The sequence below is a fragment of the Alicyclobacillus shizuokensis NBRC 103103 genome (assembly GCF_001552255.1).
GTDB lineage: Bacteria > Bacillota > Bacilli > Alicyclobacillales > Alicyclobacillaceae > Alicyclobacillus_G > Alicyclobacillus_G shizuokensis.
Map to the genome: position 1 here is coordinate 1 of NZ_BCQV01000020.1, position 20,252 is coordinate 20,252.

22 protein-coding genes and 3 pseudogenes are annotated in these 20,252 nt (G+C 58.7%); 6 read left to right on the top strand and 19 right to left on the bottom strand.

Features of this window, described 5'->3' with window-relative positions; all coding sequences use genetic code 11:
* Nucleotides 1–858 (top strand): DUF6270 domain-containing protein (locus ASH01S_RS08940; protein ID WP_067926740.1); only part of this gene is annotated, 858 nt, incomplete at its 5' end.
* Between the two features lie 22 nt (nucleotides 859–880).
* On the opposite strand, the gene ASH01S_RS08945 is transcribed toward ASH01S_RS08940, so the two are convergent.
* Genes ASH01S_RS08945 through ASH01S_RS08960 form a run of 4 tightly spaced genes read right to left on the bottom strand, consistent with a single transcriptional unit; the run spans nucleotide 881 to nucleotide 5,078 of the window.
* A complete protein-coding gene (locus ASH01S_RS08945) occupies nucleotides 881–2,098 on the bottom strand; it encodes a CDP-glycerol glycerophosphotransferase family protein (protein ID WP_157067067.1) in 1,218 nt (405 codons plus the stop codon).
* Nucleotides 2,099–2,119: 21 nt separating this feature from the next.
* Entirely contained in the window at nucleotides 2,120–3,376 is a 1,257-nt protein-coding gene (locus ASH01S_RS08950) for a CDP-glycerol glycerophosphotransferase family protein (protein ID WP_083516980.1), read from the bottom strand.
* Nucleotides 3,343–4,368: a ribitol-5-phosphate dehydrogenase gene (locus ASH01S_RS08955; RefSeq protein WP_067926745.1), complete on the bottom strand. Its 1,026-nt coding sequence runs from the start codon at nucleotides 4,366–4,368 to the stop codon at nucleotides 3,343–3,345. The genes ASH01S_RS08950 and ASH01S_RS08955 overlap by 34 nt, the downstream gene beginning before the upstream one ends.
* Nucleotides 4,365–5,078 (bottom strand): IspD/TarI family cytidylyltransferase, encoded by a 714-nt coding sequence (locus tag ASH01S_RS08960; protein ID WP_067926748.1) that lies wholly within the window; start codon nucleotides 5,076–5,078, stop codon nucleotides 4,365–4,367. The genes ASH01S_RS08955 and ASH01S_RS08960 overlap by 4 nt, the downstream gene beginning before the upstream one ends.
* A 283-nt stretch (nucleotides 5,079–5,361) precedes the next feature.
* Here ASH01S_RS08960 and ASH01S_RS08965 point away from each other — a divergent pair, with 283 nt between their 5' ends.
* Nucleotides 5,362–6,036, top strand: coding sequence for a YigZ family protein (locus ASH01S_RS08965; protein WP_067926751.1), 675 nt, complete (start codon nucleotides 5,362–5,364; stop codon nucleotides 6,034–6,036).
* Nucleotides 6,037–6,098: 62 nt separating this feature from the next.
* On the opposite strand, the pseudogene ASH01S_RS17920 reads toward ASH01S_RS08965, so the two are convergent.
* The 3 genes and pseudogenes from ASH01S_RS17920 to ASH01S_RS08970 all read right to left on the bottom strand — a co-directional run.
* Nucleotides 6,099–6,215, bottom strand: a pseudogene (locus tag ASH01S_RS17920) (thioredoxin family protein); the annotation flags it as partial.
* A 91-nt stretch (nucleotides 6,216–6,306) separates the two neighbouring features.
* A pseudogene (locus ASH01S_RS19225) lies at nucleotides 6,307–6,393 on the bottom strand (NAD-binding protein); the annotation flags it as partial.
* Nucleotides 6,363–7,979 (bottom strand): O-antigen ligase family protein, encoded by a 1,617-nt coding sequence (locus ASH01S_RS08970; protein ID WP_157067068.1) that lies wholly within the window; start codon nucleotides 7,977–7,979, stop codon nucleotides 6,363–6,365. The gene ASH01S_RS08970 and the pseudogene ASH01S_RS19225, both read right to left, overlap by 31 nt.
* Here ASH01S_RS08970 and ASH01S_RS19230 point away from each other — a divergent pair.
* The 3 genes and pseudogenes from ASH01S_RS19230 to ASH01S_RS19240 all read left to right on the top strand — a co-directional run bounded on the left by ASH01S_RS19230 (nucleotide 7,866) and on the right by ASH01S_RS19240 (nucleotide 8,770).
* Nucleotides 7,866–8,144, top strand: coding sequence for a hypothetical protein (locus ASH01S_RS19230; protein WP_245629006.1), 279 nt, complete (start codon nucleotides 7,866–7,868; stop codon nucleotides 8,142–8,144). The genes ASH01S_RS08970 and ASH01S_RS19230 overlap by 114 nt on opposite strands.
* A gap of 61 nt (nucleotides 8,145–8,205) precedes the next feature.
* A pseudogene (locus ASH01S_RS19235) lies at nucleotides 8,206–8,352 on the top strand (spore coat protein); the annotation flags it as partial.
* A gap of 28 nt (nucleotides 8,353–8,380) precedes the next feature.
* Nucleotides 8,381–8,770 carry a hypothetical protein gene (locus tag ASH01S_RS19240; RefSeq protein WP_067926756.1) on the top strand — a complete coding sequence of 130 codons (390 nt, stop codon included), beginning with the start codon at nucleotides 8,381–8,383 and terminating at the stop codon, nucleotides 8,768–8,770.
* Nucleotides 8,771–8,775: 5 nt separating this feature from the next.
* Here the strand turns inward: ASH01S_RS19240 and ASH01S_RS08985 are convergent, their stop codons facing one another.
* Nucleotides 8,776–9,312 (bottom strand): hypothetical protein, encoded by a 537-nt coding sequence (locus tag ASH01S_RS08985; RefSeq protein ID WP_067926759.1) that lies wholly within the window; start codon nucleotides 9,310–9,312, stop codon nucleotides 8,776–8,778.
* 328 nt (nucleotides 9,313–9,640) lie between these two features.
* Between ASH01S_RS08985 and ASH01S_RS08990 the strand changes: the two genes are divergently transcribed.
* Nucleotides 9,641–10,228, top strand: a complete 588-nt coding sequence (locus tag ASH01S_RS08990; RefSeq protein ID WP_067926761.1) for a sigma-70 family RNA polymerase sigma factor — start codon at nucleotides 9,641–9,643, stop codon at nucleotides 10,226–10,228.
* Between the two features lie 4 nt (nucleotides 10,229–10,232).
* On the opposite strand, the gene fabZ is transcribed toward ASH01S_RS08990, so the two are convergent.
* The 11 genes from fabZ to ASH01S_RS09045 form a co-directional block, all read right to left on the bottom strand.
* On the bottom strand, nucleotides 10,233–10,673 hold the full coding sequence (gene fabZ, locus ASH01S_RS08995) for a 3-hydroxyacyl-ACP dehydratase FabZ (protein WP_067926763.1): 441 nt from the start codon (nucleotides 10,671–10,673) through the stop codon (nucleotides 10,233–10,235).
* A 188-nt stretch (nucleotides 10,674–10,861) separates the two neighbouring features.
* Entirely contained in the window at nucleotides 10,862–11,401 is a 540-nt protein-coding gene (locus tag ASH01S_RS09000; RefSeq protein WP_067926764.1) for a CDP-alcohol phosphatidyltransferase family protein, read from the bottom strand.
* A gap of 126 nt (nucleotides 11,402–11,527) precedes the next feature.
* Nucleotides 11,528–12,346 (bottom strand): flagellar hook-basal body protein, encoded by an 819-nt coding sequence (locus tag ASH01S_RS09005; RefSeq protein WP_067926767.1) that lies wholly within the window; start codon nucleotides 12,344–12,346, stop codon nucleotides 11,528–11,530.
* 21 nt (nucleotides 12,347–12,367) lie between these two features.
* Nucleotides 12,368–13,579: a flagellar hook-basal body protein gene (locus tag ASH01S_RS09010; protein ID WP_067926769.1), complete on the bottom strand. Its 1,212-nt coding sequence runs from the start codon at nucleotides 13,577–13,579 to the stop codon at nucleotides 12,368–12,370.
* Between the two features lie 21 nt (nucleotides 13,580–13,600).
* Nucleotides 13,601–14,623 carry a rod shape-determining protein gene (locus ASH01S_RS09015; protein WP_067926772.1) on the bottom strand — a complete coding sequence of 341 codons (1,023 nt, stop codon included), beginning with the start codon at nucleotides 14,621–14,623 and terminating at the stop codon, nucleotides 13,601–13,603.
* Between the two features lie 112 nt (nucleotides 14,624–14,735).
* A complete protein-coding gene (gene spoIIID / locus ASH01S_RS09020) occupies nucleotides 14,736–15,032 on the bottom strand; it encodes a sporulation transcriptional regulator SpoIIID (RefSeq protein WP_067926775.1) in 297 nt (98 codons plus the stop codon).
* Between the two features lie 220 nt (nucleotides 15,033–15,252).
* A complete protein-coding gene (locus ASH01S_RS09025) occupies nucleotides 15,253–15,960 on the bottom strand; it encodes a M23 family metallopeptidase (RefSeq protein WP_067926777.1) in 708 nt (235 codons plus the stop codon).
* A 123-nt stretch (nucleotides 15,961–16,083) separates the two neighbouring features.
* Complete coding sequence (locus ASH01S_RS09030) at nucleotides 16,084–17,274, bottom strand: SpoIID/LytB domain-containing protein (RefSeq protein ID WP_067926780.1); 1,191 nt, start codon at nucleotides 17,272–17,274, stop codon at nucleotides 16,084–16,086.
* Between the two features lie 128 nt (nucleotides 17,275–17,402).
* Nucleotides 17,403–18,719: a UDP-N-acetylglucosamine 1-carboxyvinyltransferase gene (murA, locus tag ASH01S_RS09035; protein ID WP_067926782.1), complete on the bottom strand. Its 1,317-nt coding sequence runs from the start codon at nucleotides 18,717–18,719 to the stop codon at nucleotides 17,403–17,405.
* Between the two features lie 203 nt (nucleotides 18,720–18,922).
* Nucleotides 18,923–19,786, bottom strand: a complete 864-nt coding sequence (locus tag ASH01S_RS09040) for a YwmB family TATA-box binding protein (RefSeq protein ID WP_067926784.1) — start codon at nucleotides 19,784–19,786, stop codon at nucleotides 18,923–18,925.
* A 122-nt stretch (nucleotides 19,787–19,908) separates the two neighbouring features.
* Nucleotides 19,909–20,172 carry a DUF1146 family protein gene (locus ASH01S_RS09045; RefSeq protein ID WP_245629007.1) on the bottom strand — a complete coding sequence of 88 codons (264 nt, stop codon included), beginning with the start codon at nucleotides 20,170–20,172 and terminating at the stop codon, nucleotides 19,909–19,911.
* Nucleotides 20,173–20,252: the final 80 nt, after the last annotated feature.

The following is a 20,252-nucleotide window of genomic DNA, read 5'->3' on the forward strand; positions in this document are numbered from 1 at the left end:
GTTATAACTGTCATCAACGTTGCGGTGCTCGGATGTTGTGCCACGCGGGACGTTTTCAATTCCCGTTTCAATCCACACTACAGGGACTTTTACCACTGCGGATTGACGCAGAACCAATCTTCGATCATAAGCCTTATGAGTGAGCGGGTAGAATATGATCCACTTAAAATCAATAATCTATCTGACTACGATAGATGGAATGTGGAAACCGAGTTCACGAAGGAGTTTTTGGACCTGCTCCCAAGCTTGTCACCGGATTACCTAATCATAGACTTCTTTGCGGATGTACACTTTGGTTGTATTCAGTTGAGTGATAGACAATATATAACCAACAATAGGTGGAAGTTGTGGAAGACCTCCTATTACAAGGAACTCAAAGAAAGAGATGGTATTATCGAGTTCTGCCTCCAACAAAGCCCGGAAGCATATTTCAATCTATGGAAGACGTGCGCGGACAAATTGTTTCACTTTATTCATCACACCATTCCTGAGTGCAAAATCATCATCCACAAAGCAAGAAACGTAGATTCCTTCTACCCAAAAGATGGTGCTCCTCAACGACTGAGTACTTCTGGACGCGTTCAGCCTATTGATGTAGAGGCGTATAATGAGATGTGGTCACGAATGGATGAATACGTCGTTGAAAAATACGGCACCGATTTCATCGATCTTTTTTCTAATAATAATTATTTGTCATACGAAGATCATCCATGGGGCCCGTTTTATGTTCATTATACGATGAACTATTACCATGATTTTTTGAGAGAATTCCATAAGATCGTCGTCAAGGATGATCGAGGTTCAACAACCATTGGCCACAAGATAAAGTCGGAATTACTCAAAGTCCATTCTTCGTAACCCTTTGTCCCGGACAGCTACATCAGACGTGCGGTGCCCCCTTCCCCATCATGACCATGTCTACAAACCTTGCGCTTGCACGCCCGTCAACGTGATCAAAAAAGTATTCGATGAACCTGTCCAACATATCGGTATGAAAGTCCTGGGCTTTTATGGCCTCCACCATTTCTTCCGTAGTTCTGACGATTTTCCCAGGGACAAAGTCTTCATAACGAAAATAAAAATCTCTCTCGGCCACGTAGTCTTCGAGATCAAAAGCAAAGAAGAGCATGGGCCGATGTAACAGAGCATATTCAAAGCAGACCGACGAGTAGTCGGTGACGAGGATATCGGCTACAAACAACAGATCATTGACTTCTCTGTGGCACGACAAATCCAGCACAAATTCCCGATATGCATCTGGAATCGGGAATGTGTCCTTTACAAACGGGTGCATCTTGACTATAAAGGCGTATTCATCTCTCAGAGCCTCGTATAACTTGTCCACATCAACAACCTCAAACGGGAAGTAGGCGCTACGCTCCCCGCTGCCCCGAAATGTCGGGGCAAACAGAATGATCTTCTTGGACATCAACTTGGGATACCGTTTGAAAAACCTGTTCCTTGCACTGTCGCGATAATCTTCGTCAAAGAAGACATCTGTGCGTGGCACACCACTGGGAATAATGCGTTCAGGCGCAATACCAAATCCCTCGGCATAATAGGGAATCACATTCTTCGAACTCACGATTGCTTTCGTATAGTTGCGATGGTTGATTCCTCGTTTGTGACCTGTGTACGTTTCACGACTGTAGCCGAATTTTTTAAAGGCACCTGCCGCATGCCAGACCTGAATAAGCTCCGCTTTCCTGCGAATCTTCAATGGATATACTATGGGATAGAAGTCATCCAACAGAATAAATCGCGACGTCGCCAAGTGAAATGCTAATCGAATCAGTTCTCGATACGTCTTGCGTCGGCCAATACTCGGCGAAAGGGCAAACACATAGGTATAATCCCAGCCGCGCCGTACGAGTTCGTCATACACGAATTTAAGGTTCCCATCCAGCTGCCCTCGACTGTCGGACGCAAATAATATCTTCCTCCGCAGGGGAAGGATCTTAAACAGGGCGTAGGAAATCCTGAAACCGTATGAACGAAATGCCCGATAAACAAATCTCTCTTCTATGATTTTCATCACAGCCCATAACCCTTGCTGGCGTAGCAACGATGCGATACGTTTAAAGACAGATTGCCTCATCTCAAATCCTCAGCTTTATGGTTATGCACGCGTTTCAAACAAATCAAGCACTCTTTGAGTGGAACGCCCATCGACAGCATCAAAGAATCGATCCCGAAAACGACGAATCACATCGAACTGGAAATTACCAGAGAGAATCCACCTTGCAAGATCTAGGGTCTCTGTGAAGAACGGCCCGGGAATCAGGGACTTGTAATCGTAATAAAAATCCCGTTCCAAGACATAACTCTCCAAATCGGTAGCGAAGAAGGCCATGGGCTTGAGCAGCAGGCTGTAATCAAATATCACCGAAGAATAATCCGTCACCAGATAGTCGGAGACAATCATCAAATCCTCGATCTCCACCCCCGGCATGTCCACGCGAATGAAATCCGCAGGAACCCCGAGCCCTGTGAAGTCGATTCCTCTCATATAGGGATGCAAATGCACGAGGACCCGATACTCGTCTCCTAACATTCGGTATAAGGTGCCCATGTCGATGGGACACTGAAATCGGCTCTGATGATAACTCTCTCCACGGAACGTTGGGGCGTACAAAATCAGCTTCTTCCCAATTAAATTTGGAAACGCATCGTAAAACTCCCTGGTTATTTGGTTGCGCATTTCCGGGTTGAGCAGCTTGTCGGTTCTCGGCAGACCCAGCGGCAGGATGCGTTGTGGCGACATCCGAAACGCTTCCGCATAGTGAGAAACCACCTCGGTCGAGCTCACAATCACCGCCGAATAATTGGAGTGAATCGGCACGTGCTGCACGTAATCTGCGCTGGTTCCCACCGCGCTGCCCATGATGCTGTAGCCAAATTTCTTGAATGCTCCGGCCGCGTGCCAGAGCTGGATGACCTCGGTCGCCCTTCTCAACTTCACGACGTAAACGGGAAAGTAGTAATCGTCAATCACAAAATATCTCGATGTGGCCATGTGATATCCAGCTCGTATCATGTAAAACACGTAACTGATTTTATCTATCAAACTGCCCTGGTACTTGCGCACCAACACGACCACATGATGTTGATTGCGTCGCCTGAGTTCATCGCACACCGCCCGCAGGTTCCCGTGCAGACGCGCACTGCGGTACGACGCTAGTGTTATCTTATCCTTTCTAACAGCAAAAAGAGCGCACGCTCCGTAGTAGGCGAAACGAATAATCCACTTCGCCAGCCACGTGGACCACACTTTGAAGTTCGCAACGCGAGCAGGCCTGTGTCCTCGGCGCGTCGTTCTAGCTGTATCTAACGGCGCCGTTGCTAAATCGCCCATTTCATCACCGTTTTTCCCCATGGACTGGTTAAATCCACCTCAAACGTCGCCACAATGTCATGCAGGGATCGAACCTCGTTCACCACGCCGACCAAGCGCTGCAAGTAGTCTATCAAATGCGGATGACGCTTGAGCAGATCGACGGTCTCCACGAAATCGTCTCTGCCGCTCCGACTGCTCCCAATCACCGTCAGTCCCTTCTCCAACACCATGCGGGTATTCATTTCAATCGGGTATTCCGAGACCCCCAGCAGCGCTATACTGCCTTCCGGATGAATGTGGTCGATGATCTGGTTGACGGCGGCTTGACTGCCAATACCGCCCACACATTCGAACGCATGGTCCACGTGGACCTGCTGCGGAACGGCATCCACTCGATAGACAGCGTCCGCGAAGGAGAAGTTCTCCAATTTCCAGTCGGTCTTGCCGAACACGGCAACATGGCTGTCCGGATAGTACGTCTTGAGCAGCAAGGCCGTGATAAACCCGACATTCCCGTCTCCCCACACCCCGAACACGTCTCTCCGGCTATGGGACTTGCGGGAGAGGCGGCCTACAGCGTGCACGCTTACGGAAACCAGTTCCGTAAACGCGGCCACATGCGGATCAAAGCCAGAAAATAGAGGCACAACCCGGTCTCGGGGCAAAAAGACATAGTCCTGCATGAAACCGTCGTGACCGCTCGAACAGAAACGGCTTGTCCGGAGATAATTCTCCGCTATCACGGCATCATGCTCTACCGGCTGATTGGGAATCATCACCACCGACGTTCCGGTGCGGTATTCTCCGGCGGGATCATAGGCAATGAGACCGATGCCTTCGTGAATTAAGGCCATCGGAAGCTTTTGGCGCATTGTTTCCTGGTTGCGTGAACCCGTGTAATATCTCTGATCAGCGGCACAAATGGATAAGTACGTGGGCCGGACAACCACGTGGTCTGCCCTTAGGTCGACCCCTTTGTAAGCGATTTCGAATTGACGAGCGGCGACAAGGCGGTAGACCTGGTTGATCATACGGGTTCCTTCTCCTCACACATCGCCTCGGCGACCCGCAAGTCGTATGGGGTCGTGATTTTGATATTGAATACCTCACCCCGAACAATGTGAACCGGCTCTCCGGACAGAGACACGATCTTGCAGGCATCCGTGAGCATGCGTCTTTGCTCGTTTGTTAACTTCTGGTATAAGGAAACCAGTTTCTTGATGTTGAAACTCTGCGGCGTTTGCCCTTGGAACATCTCGGACCGTAACGGGATATCCGTGATGACCCGGCCATCCTCGGATTGGATGATGGTGTCGGTGGCGGGTACTGCCGTGTCAACCGCGCCGAACCGGAGCGCATACTCGATGTTCTCTTCAATAATGCGATGGGTGACAAACGGGCGCACAGAATCATGCGTGACGACGATATCGTCGTCGCGGACACCGTAATTCTCCTCTATGTATTGAACGCCTCTCATGATGGTGCCGTTTCTGTCCTCGCCACCTTCAACGACCACCACGCGCTCATCCGTGCCGATGTGCCTGCGGATGACATCCTGTGCGTGATTCATCCAGTCACGAGGAACCATGACAAGGATCTTGTCGAATCGATCGTGAACGAGGAATTTCTCCAAGGTGTGGACGACAATCGGCCTGTTCTGCAACGACAGAAACTGCTTGGGCAGGTTCACATTGCCCATCCGTGTTCCTTTGCCCGCTGCGAGAATTTCCGCATATATCACCCACCTATCCCCCTTAATCCTACCTGCTTCTCATAGTGGTGGAATCTATCGATACACGTGGAACCGATGCGTGATAAGAACTTCCAGGGCACGTGTAGAATCTTGCAAGATTATGTCCCTTATATGATTTGCATTATAGACCACATACATATTTTTTCAACCCGGAAGGTGTGGATATCCGCCAGGATACCGGAGGACGTTGAATTATGGTAGTGTAATGCTCTGGTGAGGGGATGGATGGGGTCACGATCGATATGTCGAGTGGACGAAGGGACGAAAGCCAATGCAGCAAAATCCGGATTTTGTCACCCCGGCTCATGCTGCCGAGGTGGAGATGGTCATCAAGAAGTCGCGCTTCATCGGTCAACTGCGGCCAGTGAATTCGGTCGAACAGGCGGAGGCGGCCCTGGATGAGATTCGCGCTGTCCACAAAACGGCGACGCACAACTGCTATGCGTACACCGTCGGACTAGGCGTGCCGGTGGAGCGGTTTTCCGATGACGGCGAGCCATCGGGTACGGCCGGTCGTCCCATCCTGGAAGTGTTGCGCCGACGCGAGGTGAGCAACTCCCTCATCGTCGTCACGCGGTATTTTGGCGGTACACTGCTGGGAGCCAGTGGTCTGGTACGCGCGTACACCGACGCAGCCGCCCGCGTGCTGGATGAGGCGCGATGGCTCACATGTCGGTGGATGCAGCCCGTTAGCGTCGCGGTTGACTACGGGCGGTTCGGCAAGTTGGAACACGAGCTGGCATCGGCTGGATGGGTGATTCGCGACAAACAGTTTGCCGAAGATGTCCGACTGCTCCTGTGGATCCCTGTAGATGATACCCCCAAGTTGAGAGAACAAATCGCCGATTGGATGGACGGGCGGGCCCGGGTTGAGGTGGGGCCGGCCGAATATGTGGGTGAGGATGAACAGGGAGCATTGGTGTTTGGGGTGGTTGTACCCATCTGAAACAAGACGAGGGTTGGAATGGCCATCACGGCAAAGTTTTCGATGGTTTGCGGATGGTAACACCGGGGATATCATCTTGCAGGGCCGCACCACAGCGCCCAAAAGTCGACCAACACGGTTTTTTCCTGCTTCTCCACTTTCGTCTCGAAGGTTTGATCTGTCACATGCACAATCGCCATTTCGATGCCCTCCTAAAGGATTCGGCGATGAAATGAGTCTCCAGAAACCGTTCGCAATCCCATGCCGCCTGGCAGCCGCTGCCGGCTGAAGTGACGCGAATCTGGTCAAGAAGTTCGCCTCCTCCATGGCCGAGTCGCCGCCACCGACTACGATGACCCTTTTGCCGCGAAAGAAGAATCTGTGATGCCATACAGAATACGGATGAGGTAAGGCAAGAGGGCGGCCAGGTAGATACTCACAGCGGGCGCAGTGAGGACGTGCCCTGCCAAACCGGCGACGGCCAAGCCCAGAGACACGGACAGCCAGTACGGGGCAGCCGCGGGCAGCCTGTGGACGACCCTGACCTGCCGATAGATGGCGATCCCAAGCAAGACGGTAAGCGGCAGCACCCACAGCACGAAACCAATGCCTCCGAAGCTGAACCACGCATCGTGAAAGTCCATTTCCACAAGTTTCGGGCGCTGCTCATAGTTCCCCGCAAAACCCGCCCCAAACACCTTTTGCACGAGCGGATCGCGGGAAAAAAGGGCGAGCGCCTGCGCCAGGTAGACGTCGCGGCTGCTGTACACGAGCTCGTCCACATCCGCAACCTGGGCTATATCTCCCTCGCCCGTTGCGCCTGGGTGGACCAGCGGGTGAATCCAGGCGATGTGCGCGTGCGTATTCGCCGCCACCGGCGACCACGGCGTGGCCCCCAGGTAGAACACCAGTGTGGCGGCATACAGCCAAGCCCGTCCCGCCTGGGGCAGGCGCCGCCGCCATTGCCGTGCGCGCACGAAACGGGCCATCGGCACCATGAGCAGCGCGGCGGCTCCGGCCAAATACGCGGTCTTGGTGCCCAGCGCGAGCAGACCGAAGCACACCAGCCAAATCGGGAACCAACGCTCCAGATTTTGCCATGTACGGGTAGACGGGGGCGCGGCCAACGCCCGGGCCAGCGCCACCGGAAAGGTGAGGGCAAGGGCGGCACTGACCTCGTTAGCCGAGAAGTACCACCCGCTCACCCCCGCTTTCCCCGGGTAGTGGTAACTGGGCAGGGCGGTGCCGGTCAGGGTGGCGGTCAACATCACGGCGCCAGTCAGCCCCGCCGCAGCAGCCACGGCCCGGCCGACGGCCGGCCAAAAGCCTGGTTGAGATTGCTGGAGAAAGGTAGCAAAGGTGAGCAGGAGCGTGGGGAAGTACCACGCCTTGGCCGCATATGTCAGTTCCAGACGCGGCGAGAACACCGGCTTGTTGAGGTAGTTGATCACCAAATTGGCCGCGATAAATCCTACAACCAGCAGCGTGTAGGCCTGCAACAGGCGTCTCGGCCGCCGCGGCAGGCCGGCGCCCGTGAGCAGATACGCCATGCCGCCCAGGAGCACGACGACGCGCACCACGACGCCGACGGTCACAGGACCGTGCAAGGTGTACAGGCTGGCCGTGGTGGCGGCGTCCAACAGCGGCTGGACGACGAGAAACCACGGCAGAAACCGCTCCATAGCTTGGCGCAGGCCCATCCACGCAACCTCCTTCCCGTCCTTCCGCCTGCTCCATCCTGCCCGGGGCAGGCGCCTATTTCCCGTGCGGACGGTGGCAGCGGGCCCAGATACGCAATAGGCTGAAGTACCCGGGCGCCTGGGACCTTCCGTGAAGGAGTGACGATCCGCATGAAACTGCCACCGGAGTCTGGGATGACAATGGATTCGGACCTTGCCGCTGAACCTGCATGGGAGACTCGCGGCGGATACCGTCTCGCGCCGCACGAAACCCTGGAACTGCATGAGTTGCTGGCGTTCCAAGCCAACCACCTGGCTCGTCACAAGAAGGCGGCGGCCAAAATCCACGACCCAGCTCTGTGCAAACTCTACCTGGAAGCCATTGCAGCGGGCGAACGCTGCATCTATGAGCTGATGGACGCACTCAAGGCTCGCGCTTACATGACCTGATCTTCACGCCGGCGGCGGGTTTTACCCCGTCTGCTGCAGAACACCGAAAGGAGAATCGCTCATGACCCATGCCGGCCAAGACCCCGTCTACGCCGGGGCCCTGTTGGGCTACACGAAGGCTTCGGTGCGCAACACGGCGGCCGCCATCACCGAAACGGCCACGCCACAGGTGCGCCGCATGCTGATGACCCACCTGCGGAGGGCCATCCGCCTGCACGGCAAAAGTGTTTCACTATATGTACAGGCGAGGGTTGTATCCTGCCCATCACCCAGACCGGGTCATCCAAAACGACTTCCGCAGCGCCGAGATGGCCCTGGCGATGCCGGTGATGACCGCCCACCACACCACGAAGTACAAACCCATGTCGATGCCTGTCCACCCGCCGCTGGGCGGTCTGTGGAAAACCGGGCCGAGCATGTCGACAGGCGGGACACACGGATGGCCTATGCCCGCAAAATCGCAGTCCGCATACGCCTGGTCCACGCAGCTCTCGCACCTGGAGATGGAGTCGCCCCCCAGTGACGTGCCGTACCCGTACCACATGGAGTCGGGCGACGGCGAGAGCCGCAGCGAGAACCCGGACGACCATCGAGACCTGCGCACAGAGACCGACGCAGACACGTAGCAGCGTTACAACACGTGCTCACTATGTAACCGGCTCCAAAACAGCTCGGCCTCCACCAGACGCTGCATCACGCTCGCCTTGCTCATGGGCACGTCGATGATCCGCCCGTCCAACAGCAGGATGCGAGTAGTGCGGCGGTTCAGCGCGTCCAGATCCGCTATGTACGTGTCGGCGATGTATCCAGTGGCCCCGTCGTTGCGCCCGCGCAGCTTGGTGCGCATCTTAAGGCAGACATGCACCAGGTTGCGCGGTGGGATGACGATGGGCATGTACAGCCACCGGTGGTTGAGGCGGCGAAACTCCATCCGCAGATCCTCCTGACTGATGCAGTGACACCCCATCACCTGCTTTCGGATCCACAGGGCGCTGCTGCCAAACACCATTTCCACCCCATCTTCGCCATACACCACCGATGCGTTGCCAAAATCCTTCAGATACACCGGCGCCCACGCAACGATGCGGGGTACCCACAGCTTCCTGTCCGGCACCTCGGCGCGCCGCAAATAGAGCGCCACCCCAGGGCCCGGAGTGTAAAACTCCATCTCCTCACCCCCTAGAATGATCGGTAGGATTATTTTCTATTCCGAAAGTATATTTCTCTTGCCATTCGCTTTCAATAAATTGAATTGAAAGTTAAGGACTTAATCGGATTATATAAATGGAACTTATCTGTAGTAGTGAGCATATCATGTGAATTTACCCAGTCTCCACATCGAAGTGGCCCAAAACGGTGTGACTCGGACTTCCGCCACTCTTCATTGTCGAGGACTTGCGGACGGGTCCAGGTTCGCTCGCCGCGTCGCCCGTAGACTATCCTGGGCCTGCGCGCAAATCCAAGTGGAGACCGGTCTCCCGCAAGGAGACAAGTAGATGGAGATGCAGGCGTCTAGGTATGCGGCGATTGAGACATGGATAAAAAGGGCGCAGATAGGAGACAAAGCGGCTGTGCAGGCGCTGGTGGTCCAATTTGAAGGGATGTTGAAAGCGATTTCCCGCCGCTACCGCGGTCTCTCACAGGCTGACGCCTTGCAGGAGGCTTACCTTAGCCTGCTCCTGGCCATTCGCGACTACGACGCATCCCTCGGTGTGCCGTTTGCGGCCTACGCCCAGCACAAGGTACACGGCGATGTGCGTACAGCGATGCGCCGATGGTGGACACACGATGCCCACCTGGAACCAGAGGACGAGAACCAAGACCGTCCCCGCGCATGGGAGAACCAAGCCGCCCTCTCGTCAAATAGGACGACCAACCCGTACAATCTTCCGGAGTGGCGACTGGTATTCCGCGCCGCCGGCCTCAGCGCACGGGAGCGGGTGGTCACCGAAGCTATGGCCAGCGGCTGGCGCATCAAAGAGCTGGCACAGGCCCTCGGCGTCTCCGTTGAGACCGTGAAGACGGTGCGCAAGCGCGCTCTGCGCAAACTCCGCGAGCACTTGCGGCCGGGCGACGGACGCTAGCGGATTAGACAATCGCGAACAGTATCGTGCCCTCGGCCACCAGGTTTCCGTCGACCAGCGCGCGGCCCTGGCCCTTGCCCATGGTGCCGCGCATTCGGTCGATGGTCAGCTCCATGTCCAGTCGGTCTCCGGGACGCACCTGGCCACGGAAACGCACGCCGTCCATGCCGGCGAACATCGGCAGCTTGCCCGCAAACTCAGGCATCGTCAGCACCGCCACCCCGCCGAGCTGAGCTATCGCCTCCATGATAAGCACGCCCGGCATGAGGCTGTATTCCGGAAAGTGCCCCTGAAATTGCGGCTCATTGGCACTCACCAGCTTGTAGCCGGCGACACGCTTACCAGGCTCCAGCTCCGTCACCCGGTCAACGAGAAAAAATGGGTAGCGGTGCGGCAAGATCTTCCGAATGTCCTCCGCATGCAACGGCAACGTCCAGTCTGACATGCGTTTCCCTCCAGGTCCAAATCCTGCCGACATACGTGCGTCGGCGTGATCGAAAAATATAAGTAATCCCCGCGTCCAAAGCTGGCGCGGGGTTGACATAGGTGCACTGGCCGTCGGCGCGTCGGACACCAAGGCGACATGCACGGACGTGTGCACGGTGTTGGCGCAGACGGCCACTGCACCATGGTTTACAAAACGCGACGGTGCACGTCGATAATCTGCATGCTGGCCACATATAGAAAGGTGGTCACGTAGGAAAACACCAACGTAAAACTGAGCAACCACGTAGAAAACGTATCACTCGGCCAAGCCAGAATGATAGAGCAGATACTCGCGTAATAGAAAACCGTGGTCGTCTTGCCCCAACGATTGGCTTTGGGCACCGCGCGTTTACCCAAAAAGTAGAAAAATGCGGCCCCAAGAATCATCAGCGCATCGCGCAGGACAAGCAACCCGGCCAGCAGCCACGACACCCGATTCGATTGGATGAGCGAGAACAGCACAGCCACCATCATCAGCTTGTCTGCGAGCGGATCCAGCAACTGTCCGGTCTGCGTCTCCAGTCCTTTGCGCCGCGCGATGTACCCGTCTAGTATATCCGTTAACCCCGCCAGCAACAAAATAAAAAGCGCGCTCACCTTGTGCGGGCTGGCCACGCCGTAAAAGGCCCACAAATACACGGGTATAAGAACAAACCGGAACAGGGTCAGCGTGTTCGGCAGGTTCACTCCCCGGCCCCCTCTTCTATACGATGGAAATTATACCGCCGGATATTGAAAGGACGCAACTGCAAATACCCTGTCCGAATCTGCCAGACCCGCCGGGGTCTTTACGCCCGCACAAGCGTTACCGCCTCATCCTACATGGATGTCATCCGCCGTGCCCATCATGCGGTTGGTCATCTGTAATGCCTCGGCGTTCAACTCGAACAACCGCTGCGCCTCTATCATCTCGGACATCTCGTCGGTCAGGTTGACGCTGCTCTGGTTCAGGGCTTGCTGCTGCAACATCGACCGCCCGTTCCCCTGGCCTGTTGCCGCCAGACGATAGTTCCAGCCGGGGCGAATGGCGTAAGCGTTGCCGCCCGCAGGCTGCAGCGATTGACTTGGCAGCGGCACGTCCACCAGCGCGATCGTCGGCCCCACCCGATTCCCCCACCGGATTTGCCCGTTGGCATCGATGTGCATCTCCGCTTCTGCCTCGTCCGCACCGATACCGGGGGGTAGATAGATGGGCTGGCGGTTGCGATCCAGCACCAGTTGGCCGGACGCGGTCACGAGCGCGAAACGCCCGTCCGCCTGCCGGCTCCACCCGAGGTTGCCCGCCCTAGTCACCAGCTCCCGGCCGTCGCTGTCCCGCACCAGCAGGAAGGCGGGCCCCTGCACCGCCACGTCCATGGGATTACCAGTCTGAACCACCGACGTCTGCGAGAAGTCCAGGTCCGTCGCCGTGGCGTGCGCCCCGGTGCCCCCGCGCCACCCGGGTGGTGTATAGCGATTGGCCACCGCGGGCGCGGTGGCGGACGCGGGCAGCGCAGCCGTCAACTCGTCGGCGAAGGACGTGCCCTCCCGTGCGTACCCTGGCGTCTGCACATTGGCCACATTGGCGGCGATCTCGGTCAACCAATCCTGCCCGGCGGTCATGCCGGACAGGCTCGTCCACAACGACTGCATCGGTCTACTCCCTCACCCTCGTCACAGGTTCACCCTTCCGACATCGTTCACGGCCTTGTCGAGCAGGGTGTCCTCGGTCTGTATCACCTGCTGGTTCGCCTGATACTGGCCAATCACCATCATCATGTTGGTCACGGTGGACGCCGCATCGGCGTTGCTCTGTTCCAGGCTGCCTGGGCTGAGATCGCCAGTGCCCGGGCGCAGCGCCGCAATCACCGTCTGGGGATTGAGCGTGCCGAGCATGTACTCCGTCTCCCCCAGCGGCTGCAGCTGCGTCACGTCCGCGTCCACCAGGCCCAGACGGGCTCCGGCCAGCGGCTGGTTGTTGGCGCCCACTACTTCGTACGAGGGCTGCCCCGCCGCGTCGAACACCGGCCCGCCGTCGGCGGCAAACAAGGTATCTCCCTGGTAGTTCGGGTTGATGACGATGCGCGCTCCGACGATGGGTTGGCCGTTGGCATCCACCGGCAGTACTGCGTGCCCGGCCGCGTCGACCAAGGTATGCTGGGCGTTCACCTCAAAGTGGCCGTCGCGCGTGAGCGCGACACCTGCCGCGCCCTCCGGAGACGTGTAGGCCACGGCGAAGAAACTGTGCCAGCCCATGTCTTGCTCATTGCCGACGCGGATGGAGGCGTCCTGCCAAGCCGCGTCCTGCGGCGATGCCAGCACCTGGCCAGCCGCGTTGGCAAACAGGTAGGAGGGGTTCCCGCTCGCGTCATAGTCCGGCTCCCCATCCGCCGCGTAGAGAGCCTGCCCTTGATAGGCGGGGTTGCGTATCGCGTACACACCGGCGAGCACGTTGCCGTTGGCGTCCAGTACGGCCAGCGGTTGACCGTCCAGCGACAGTCGCCCGCCTGCGCCCACAGTCACGGTACCCGCTGCCGACTCCGGCTGGCCGCCGGGGCCTACCACCGTGGCGTACGTGCCGGTCGGAGTCTGGTCGCGGATGCCGACATCCAGGTTGCGCCCGGTCTGGGTGAGATCGCCCTGGCTGAACAGTGGCACCCCCTCTTGGAACACCACTCCGGTGCCCAGTTGACCTATGGGAGACTTCCCCCCGCTCTCTCCGCTGTAATCCATGGCGGCCAACAGTTGATTGGGGAAAGACAACATCGACCCGTCGCTCGCCTTGAACCCGGGCGTCTCCAGGTTGGCCAGGTTGTTGGCGAGCAGCTGCTGCATCCGTTCGTCTGCCACCATGCCGGCAGCTGCTGTCGTTAAACCGCGAATCAACGCACATCCCTCCCGCGTTAGCTAGCGTGCCACACGCCTGCGTGACGAGCGCGGCGCGGTGCGCAGCCGGTAGGGGCTCTCAATGTACATACCGGTTCCACGCACCACGCAGCGCATCGGATCTTCCGCTACATGCACCGGGATCTCCAACTCCTGGACCATCAGCTTGTCCAATCCGTCTACTAACGCTCCTCCGCCGGTCAGCACGATGCCCTTGTCGAAGATGTCGGCCGCCAACTCCGGCGGCGTGCGCTCAAGCACCGACTTCGTCGCATCGACAATTTGCGCGACCGGATCTGCCAGGGCTTCGCGCATCTCCTCCGCGTGGATGTTGACCGTTTTCGGCAACCCAGTGACCATGTCGCGCCCGCGAACGTCCATCTCACCGGAACGGCCGTCCGGGAATACTGTCGCCAATTCCTTCTTCAGCTCTTCGGCGGTCCGCTCGCCGATGAGCAGGTTGTGCTCCCGCTTGATGTACGCGATGATGGCCTCGTCGAGCTTGTCCCCCGCCACGCGCAGCGATGCCGAGGTCACGACGTCGCCGAGCGAAAGCACCGCAATGTCGGTCGTACCGCCGCCGATGTCGACGACCATGCTTCCGCTTGGCTCGAAGATGTTGAGTCCCGCACCGATAGCCGCCGCCTTCGGTTCCTCAATCAGGTCGACCCCCTTGGCACCGCAGGCTTCGGCGGCTTCCCGCACCGCCTTTTGCTCCACCGAGGTGATGCCGGCCGGTACGCAGATCATCAGATGCGGCCTGGCCATCATGCTCTTGCCAATGGTCTTGCGGATAAAGTGGCGCAACATAATTTCTGTGACCTCGAAGTCCGCGATGACGCCTTCGCGCAACGGCCGGATGGCGACAATATTCCCCGGCGTCCGTCCCAGCATCTGCCGTGCCTCTTCGCCAACCGCGACCACATGACCGGTCGTTTGGTCGATGGCCACGACAGACGGCTCAAACAGGACAATGCCCCGCCCTTTCACATGGATCAGCACGGTGGCCGTGCCCAGGTCCACTCCGATTTCCCTCGAAAACATTTACTACGAATCCTCCCCAACTGAGCATCAGACTCGGCGTATCCTCTGCAACCGCTGTGTGGAGCCAGTTTGTGGACGTGCACGATGACCACATCGAGCCCAAATTAAAGTTCTACAAACTCTGGGAAACTCCTGTCTGCGGCTTGTAATTTTCTGTCGAACTGTCTTTGTTGTACTTCATTTTTGTCGCTTGACCGCCCCGCAGGTGGCGGATGGACTTGTGATATTCCAGGATCTCCTTGACATGGCTGGCCAGTTCGGGGTTGATCTCCGGCAGCCGCTCTGTCAAGTCTTTGTGGACGGTGCTTTTGGAAACCCCAAACTCGCGGGCAATCGTGCGCACCGTGTTGCGGGTCTCGACGATGTACTCACCAATTTTCAAGGTGCGCTCTTTGATGTAATCGTGCACTCCCCTCGCCTCCCCATTCTGCTCAGGTGGTCTGATACAGTATATGAGGGGGTGTACACGGTATGCCTGAGAAAGCGGGATGAGGGCTTGTCAGGACAGTTCTCGTCATTCTAGCTTTTGTTTTCTCTCATTTGCGTGCGGGGAAATAATAAAAAAGTAGGCCGCTCCTTTGGAAACGGCCACAGTCCGTCGTGATGTGTGCAGCAACGTATCTGCAGGGTTACCGCTTGGGCAATACCGAAGCGGGGTCCACCGGGGTCTTGCCGTCCTTCTCTACCGCGAAGAACAGGTGGTTGCCCTGGCTCTCTTCAAACCGGCAGGTGCCACTCTGACCAATCGCCTGGCCCATCGTCACCTTGTCGCCTTTGTGCACCGACACACTACCCAGCGACTCGTACAGTTCCACATTGCCATCCTGGCTGGTGACTTCAACCGTCTTGCCGTTGAGCGGATCGTCCTTGACCGCAGTCACCGTACCGCTGGCTGCCGCATCGACTTCAAACGGCTTGCCGTCCTGCGCTTTGATGTCGATGCCGGTGTGAGGATAATAGCCGCCGTCATACGATACAAGTGCCTTGGCCTGCTCACGCTGGGATCCATGCTCAGGGAAGAACCCCATGCTGACTCGAATCTGGGTGCCTTCGGCCACAGGCCAGGTGTAGGCAACATCCGTCGTCTGAGCCTGGGTCGGCACATTCCCCTCATCGGCGACAGTGCCGGAGGTCTTAGACGTGTGCATCTGGCTGCGCGCGTACATCAGGCCTATGATCAGCGCAGCCGCCCCCAGGTAGATGGCCGGGTAGAGCCAACGCTTCGAGAACACCTTACGCGCGGACACGACGGTCGGTTGAGGCGCCTTTGGCGCCGTCTTTGCCTGCTCTGTCTCTCGCTTTGTCTGTGAAGGATTGGTATGCTTATGATCCTCCATGTGGCGCTCACCTCATTAGGCCAGTGTCGCCACGTTATCCGCGTTCTATACCTATCTACACGCAACCTTCACAGACACGCGAGTTTTTGTGCGGATATCGCCGCCTGTGCCCCAGGCGGCCGATTATACCCGAATCGGTTTGCTGCCGGGATAGAATTTCTCAAGTATCCACTGCCAGTCCCGTCCCTGCTCGGCGAACGCGCTGGCCTGATGCAGGCTGAGGCCAAAGCCCGGCCCCTCCCCGTGCACCGTGACCCGCAGCCCAGACTTGTCCAGGCGCAGGGTGAAACAGGGCGAAGCCAGACCCAGCGCCGCGGCGAACGACTCCCCCGTCCAGGTCTTGCCACCCGCCTCCACGCGCACGACATACCCTTGGGCATCGCGCTCAGCAACCCGCACCCCCGCCAGATTGACCGCCGTCTCCGCCTCGCCCAGCGCGCGGGCTAGCCTGGCCCGGCTGACGGTTTTCGTGCTGGTCCGCTCCGCTGCCTGGTCGGCGGGGCATGCCACTGCGCGCAGGTACGGCGCCGTCTTTTTCAGCGATCCGCTCGCACTCCGGGTCCATCCGTTCGTGATGGTGGTGATGAAGGCCATGATGGGCTGCTGGCGGTACTCGAGGATGACACCGTCGGTGGCCAGGATGGCCTGTTCCAAGCGCGCCTTCACCCAGGCGGCGTCGGCGCCAAACCGCTCATCCCAGGCGGACTGTGGCAGCCAGGGCAAGTCGACGGCCGGATTGTCCGTCACATCGGCATGGTGGGCCCGCGCCAGCGCCGTTTGCCCCGCAGGCACCTGGATGGCGTGGGCCGCGTACGTGCGGGCGGCCACCGCCGCCGCCTTCAGCGCGGCCAGCGGCGCGTGCGGATCCACCTGGGCGGCCAGCACACCCAACAGGTACTCGTTCTCCGGCATGCTCACCACTGTCCGGGTCCCCGTCCGGTACACGGTGACCTTCACCGCTGCGTCCCGGCTCCTCGACCACGCGACAACCGGATTTGGGCCCGGGCCGTGTACCTGATGAACAGTCGCCGCGACCGCGCCGGGGAGCACGACCATGGAGAAGAAGGCGGCGAGCAGCAAGCAGCCGGCCTGGATGCGCGGGTCCGCCTCGGACCAGCGGAGAGACAGTCCCCGCCCGGGCGCAGCTCCGATACCACCGGCTGCTCGCGCCGCAGCCCGGGCGGCCCGAGCCGCTCCAGAGGCGCGAACGGACGGCGCAGCCAAGAAGCCCCAGGTGGCCGCGCGAAAGCGTCTCGAACGCCGGACAAACGGGGCGCGCCGCGATGGAACGCGGCGACGTGGAGAAAAGAACAAAGCCTGTCCACCTCCCTGCTCGGACGCCAAATGGCTCCGTAATAGGGATATGCGGACAGGCCCGCCGACAGAACGGCTCGCAATTCCATTCACAGCACGGACGCGGACGGCGCCCAATTCCGTTCACTTCAGCCCTCTTTGCGCAAAGGTACAAGACGGAGCCGGGCTCCCGCCCCCTCTTCGTCGATCCGGTGGATGTGGGCACCGAGCGATTGGAACTTACCGACCAAGTCATCGTAGCCCCGGTCGATGTGGTGCAGACCGGTGATCTCCGTTTCCCCCTCGGCCATCAACCCGGCTATGACCAGCGCTGCGCCGGCGCGCAAGTCGGTCGCCGTTACCTGGGCACCGGACAGGCGCGGCACCCCTTCGATGATGGCGGACCTTCCCTCCACCTGAATCTGGGCGCCCATGCGGCGCAGCTCGGCCACATGCAGGAAGCGGTTCTCGAACACCGTCTCGGTGACCATGCTGGTACCCAGGCAGAGACTGAGCGCCGCCACCATCTGCGCCTGCAGGTCGGTCGGATAGGCGGGATAGTAGTGGGTCTTCACGTCAATCCCGCGCAGGCGCCCGCCCTGAACCGGCCAGACCTGGATGCCCGAGACGTCATCCTCCAACTGCACGCCGGCCTCCTCCAGTTTCGCGATAAGCGACATCAGGTGCTGGGAGACGGCGTTTTCCACGTAGACGCCCTCGCCCATAACGGCGCCGGCGAGCAAAAACGTGCCCGCCTCAATGCGGTCAGGGATGACGTTATGGGTGGCGCCGGTCAGTGATTGGACGCCCTCGATGCGAATAATATCCGTCCCCGCTCCCCGCACGTGCGCCCCCATCGCGTTCAGGTAGTTGGCCAAATCAACGTTCTCCGGCTCCTTCGCCGCGTTCTCAATGATGGTGGTGCCCTTGGCTAGGCACGCCGCCATCATCAGATTCTGGGTGGCCCCCACGCTGGGGATGTCCAGATAAATGCGGGCCCCCCGCAGTCCACCGGGTGGCGCATGAAAGACAGCGGCCCCGTTTTCGACAACCGCTTTGGCCCCCATCGCTTCGAAACCCTTGATGTGCAAGTCCACCGGGCGGGGGCCGATGTTGCAACCACCCGGCATGGCGATGCGGGCATGTCCAAAACGGGCCAAAAGCGGCCCGGCCACCACAAACGAGGCGCGCATGCGCCGAACCAGATCTGCAGGGGGTTCACAGCTGTCGACGCGTGCCGCGTTGATGCGGACGGTGTTGCCGCGCCGGTCCACAATCGCGCCGAGCGACTGGATGGTTTCCATCATGTGGCGAACATCGAGCAAGTCTGGTACATCTTCAATCTGACTGGTTCCCGACTCGGCCAATAAACTCGCGGCTAAAATGGGCAAGACGGCGTTTTTGGCGCCGCTGACCCGGACCCTGCCGCGCAGGCGATGGCCGCCTTCAATCATCATCTTGGACAATGCGTCAACCCCCGTGGAAGTGGCGGACTTCTACCATCTTCTGTCGGTCTACGGAAGCCGGTCCCCGCACGGAAGGTCCGATTCGAACAGCCGACAAACGGGCCGCAACGCGCTCTTGCGCCAACGGATGCTCAGGCCGCCCGCTTGCACACCGTTGGCGGCGAGCCGCTTATGTATTGCCGGTGTCTGCGATTCGAGTCGTGTTAATACGTGACGGTGATGATGGGCGTTCCGATGACGACATGCGTGTAATGGTGATAGCTATCATAATGAACTGCGACTTGCAGGTTCATTTTATGACCGTCGCTGGTCATCCAGACGGAACCGAGTGGACTATATGCGGAAACACTTGTCAATGATCCCGTATGAATACCTTCCACCCGGCGGGCAGACACGGATTCCAAGACACGGGATACCATGGCACCTTGTTGACCATTCAATATTCTACCATCTCGATACCCTGAGATACAAGCAGAGATTTGTGGCGAAGCATGGAAACTCTCGACGGCAGCCTGCTCAACCGTCCACCATGCAGACACCCGTTTCTGCACGTCATCCAGGTCCGTGCCCGGTTCATCGGCTCGAATCACCAGCACAGTCTGAGCCGTTGCCGCGCTGGCCCGCAGACTCGACAGAATGATAGACACCCGCGCGTGCTGCTTCGTCTCCCCTTCGACCGCGACGTACGCTTCACCGTCCACCGCCTTCCTCAAAGTTTTCATGTGAATGAGGTTCGCACCGTGCTGGGCCATTTCCTGCCGAACGCGGTCGGCCATTGTCGATAATTGCGAGACCCTCATAAACTGCTGGTTGACCTCGGACCAGTTGTGCACCTCAAAGCCCAGGGGATGAGCCCCACTCGCTGCGTACGCCCGGGTCAAGCAGCGAGCTTCGACGGCTGACTCCTCGTTGGCTGCCCCCGCCTCTACATGTGCCCCCGTTTGAATGGACGATCCGCCCGCCTCACTTGTTGCACGCGCGTCTGCGACCACCGCCGTGGACGCAAAGACCTGGTGAAACAGCGCCCATGCCCCGATTCCTGCTGCCAGCCACAGCCATAACCTCATGACTTACTCCTCCCCGTTGGCCGTGCCGTCTATACGTGCCAGTATCGACCAGTCGGGAAGGGTTTATACCGAGTTTGTTGCTAGATTGATAGAGAAGCGAGAACGGCAAGAACCTTCGTGTATCAGACCAGCACGCGCAGTAGCTGAAACGCCAAAATGTAGGCAACCGCCGCCAGGGCCAGCAGGAAGCCGCCCAGGAGCGCGAGCAGAAAGCGCAGCACCCGGGTCTGGGTGCCAAACGGATCGAACAGAAACTTGTCCCACTTGAGCGCCCCCAGCGCCCACCAGGTTACCCAGGTGCCGAACAGGAACGCGAGGATGAACAGGACGCCGTCGGCTGCCCATACTGCGCTGCCTGGAAGCGTCCCCATCATGGTGGCGGACATGGAAACATCCCTCATTTCCCATCAGGCGTCGTCTTCGGGTATTGTAACACGGGAAGCGGAGAGGGGCGGGGGGTGGTAAG

What these genes read in the sequence shown, in the direction of transcription:
- ASH01S_RS08955 (WP_067926745.1), bottom strand. Translation starts at nt 4,368, where the DNA reads ATGATCAACCAGGTCTACCGCCTTGTCGCCGCTCGTCAATTCGAAATC.
- ASH01S_RS09040 (WP_067926784.1), bottom strand. Translation starts at nt 19,786, where the DNA reads ATGAGGTTATGGCTGTGGCTGGCAGCAGGAATCGGGGCATGGGCGCTG.
- ASH01S_RS19230 (WP_245629006.1), top strand. Translation starts at nt 7,866, where the DNA reads ATGAAACTGCCACCGGAGTCTGGGATGACAATGGATTCGGACCTTGCC.
- ASH01S_RS08950 (WP_083516980.1), bottom strand. Translation starts at nt 3,376, where the DNA reads ATGGGGAAAAACGGTGATGAAATGGGCGATTTAGCAACGGCGCCGTTA.
- ASH01S_RS09045 (WP_245629007.1), bottom strand. Translation starts at nt 20,172, where the DNA reads ATGTCCGCCACCATGATGGGGACGCTTCCAGGCAGCGCAGTATGGGCA.
- fabZ (WP_067926763.1), bottom strand. Translation starts at nt 10,673, where the DNA reads ATGTCAGACTGGACGTTGCCGTTGCATGCGGAGGACATTCGGAAGATC.
- ASH01S_RS08990 (WP_067926761.1), top strand. Translation starts at nt 9,641, where the DNA reads ATGGAGATGCAGGCGTCTAGGTATGCGGCGATTGAGACATGGATAAAA.
- ASH01S_RS08965 (WP_067926751.1), top strand. Translation starts at nt 5,362, where the DNA reads ATGCAGCAAAATCCGGATTTTGTCACCCCGGCTCATGCTGCCGAGGTG.
- ASH01S_RS08945 (WP_157067067.1), bottom strand. Translation starts at nt 2,098, where the DNA reads ATGAGGCAATCTGTCTTTAAACGTATCGCATCGTTGCTACGCCAGCAA.
- ASH01S_RS09005 (WP_067926767.1), bottom strand. Translation starts at nt 12,346, where the DNA reads ATGCAGTCGTTGTGGACGAGCCTGTCCGGCATGACCGCCGGGCAGGAT.
- ASH01S_RS19240 (WP_067926756.1), top strand. Translation starts at nt 8,381, where the DNA reads ATGTACAGGCGAGGGTTGTATCCTGCCCATCACCCAGACCGGGTCATC.
- ASH01S_RS08985 (WP_067926759.1), bottom strand. Translation starts at nt 9,312, where the DNA reads ATGGAGTTTTACACTCCGGGCCCTGGGGTGGCGCTCTATTTGCGGCGC.
- ASH01S_RS08970 (WP_157067068.1), bottom strand. Translation starts at nt 7,979, where the DNA reads ATGCAGTTCCAGGGTTTCGTGCGGCGCGAGACGGTATCCGCCGCGAGT.
- ASH01S_RS09015 (WP_067926772.1), bottom strand. Translation starts at nt 14,623, where the DNA reads ATGTTTTCGAGGGAAATCGGAGTGGACCTGGGCACGGCCACCGTGCTG.
- ASH01S_RS09025 (WP_067926777.1), bottom strand. Translation starts at nt 15,960, where the DNA reads ATGGAGGATCATAAGCATACCAATCCTTCACAGACAAAGCGAGAGACA.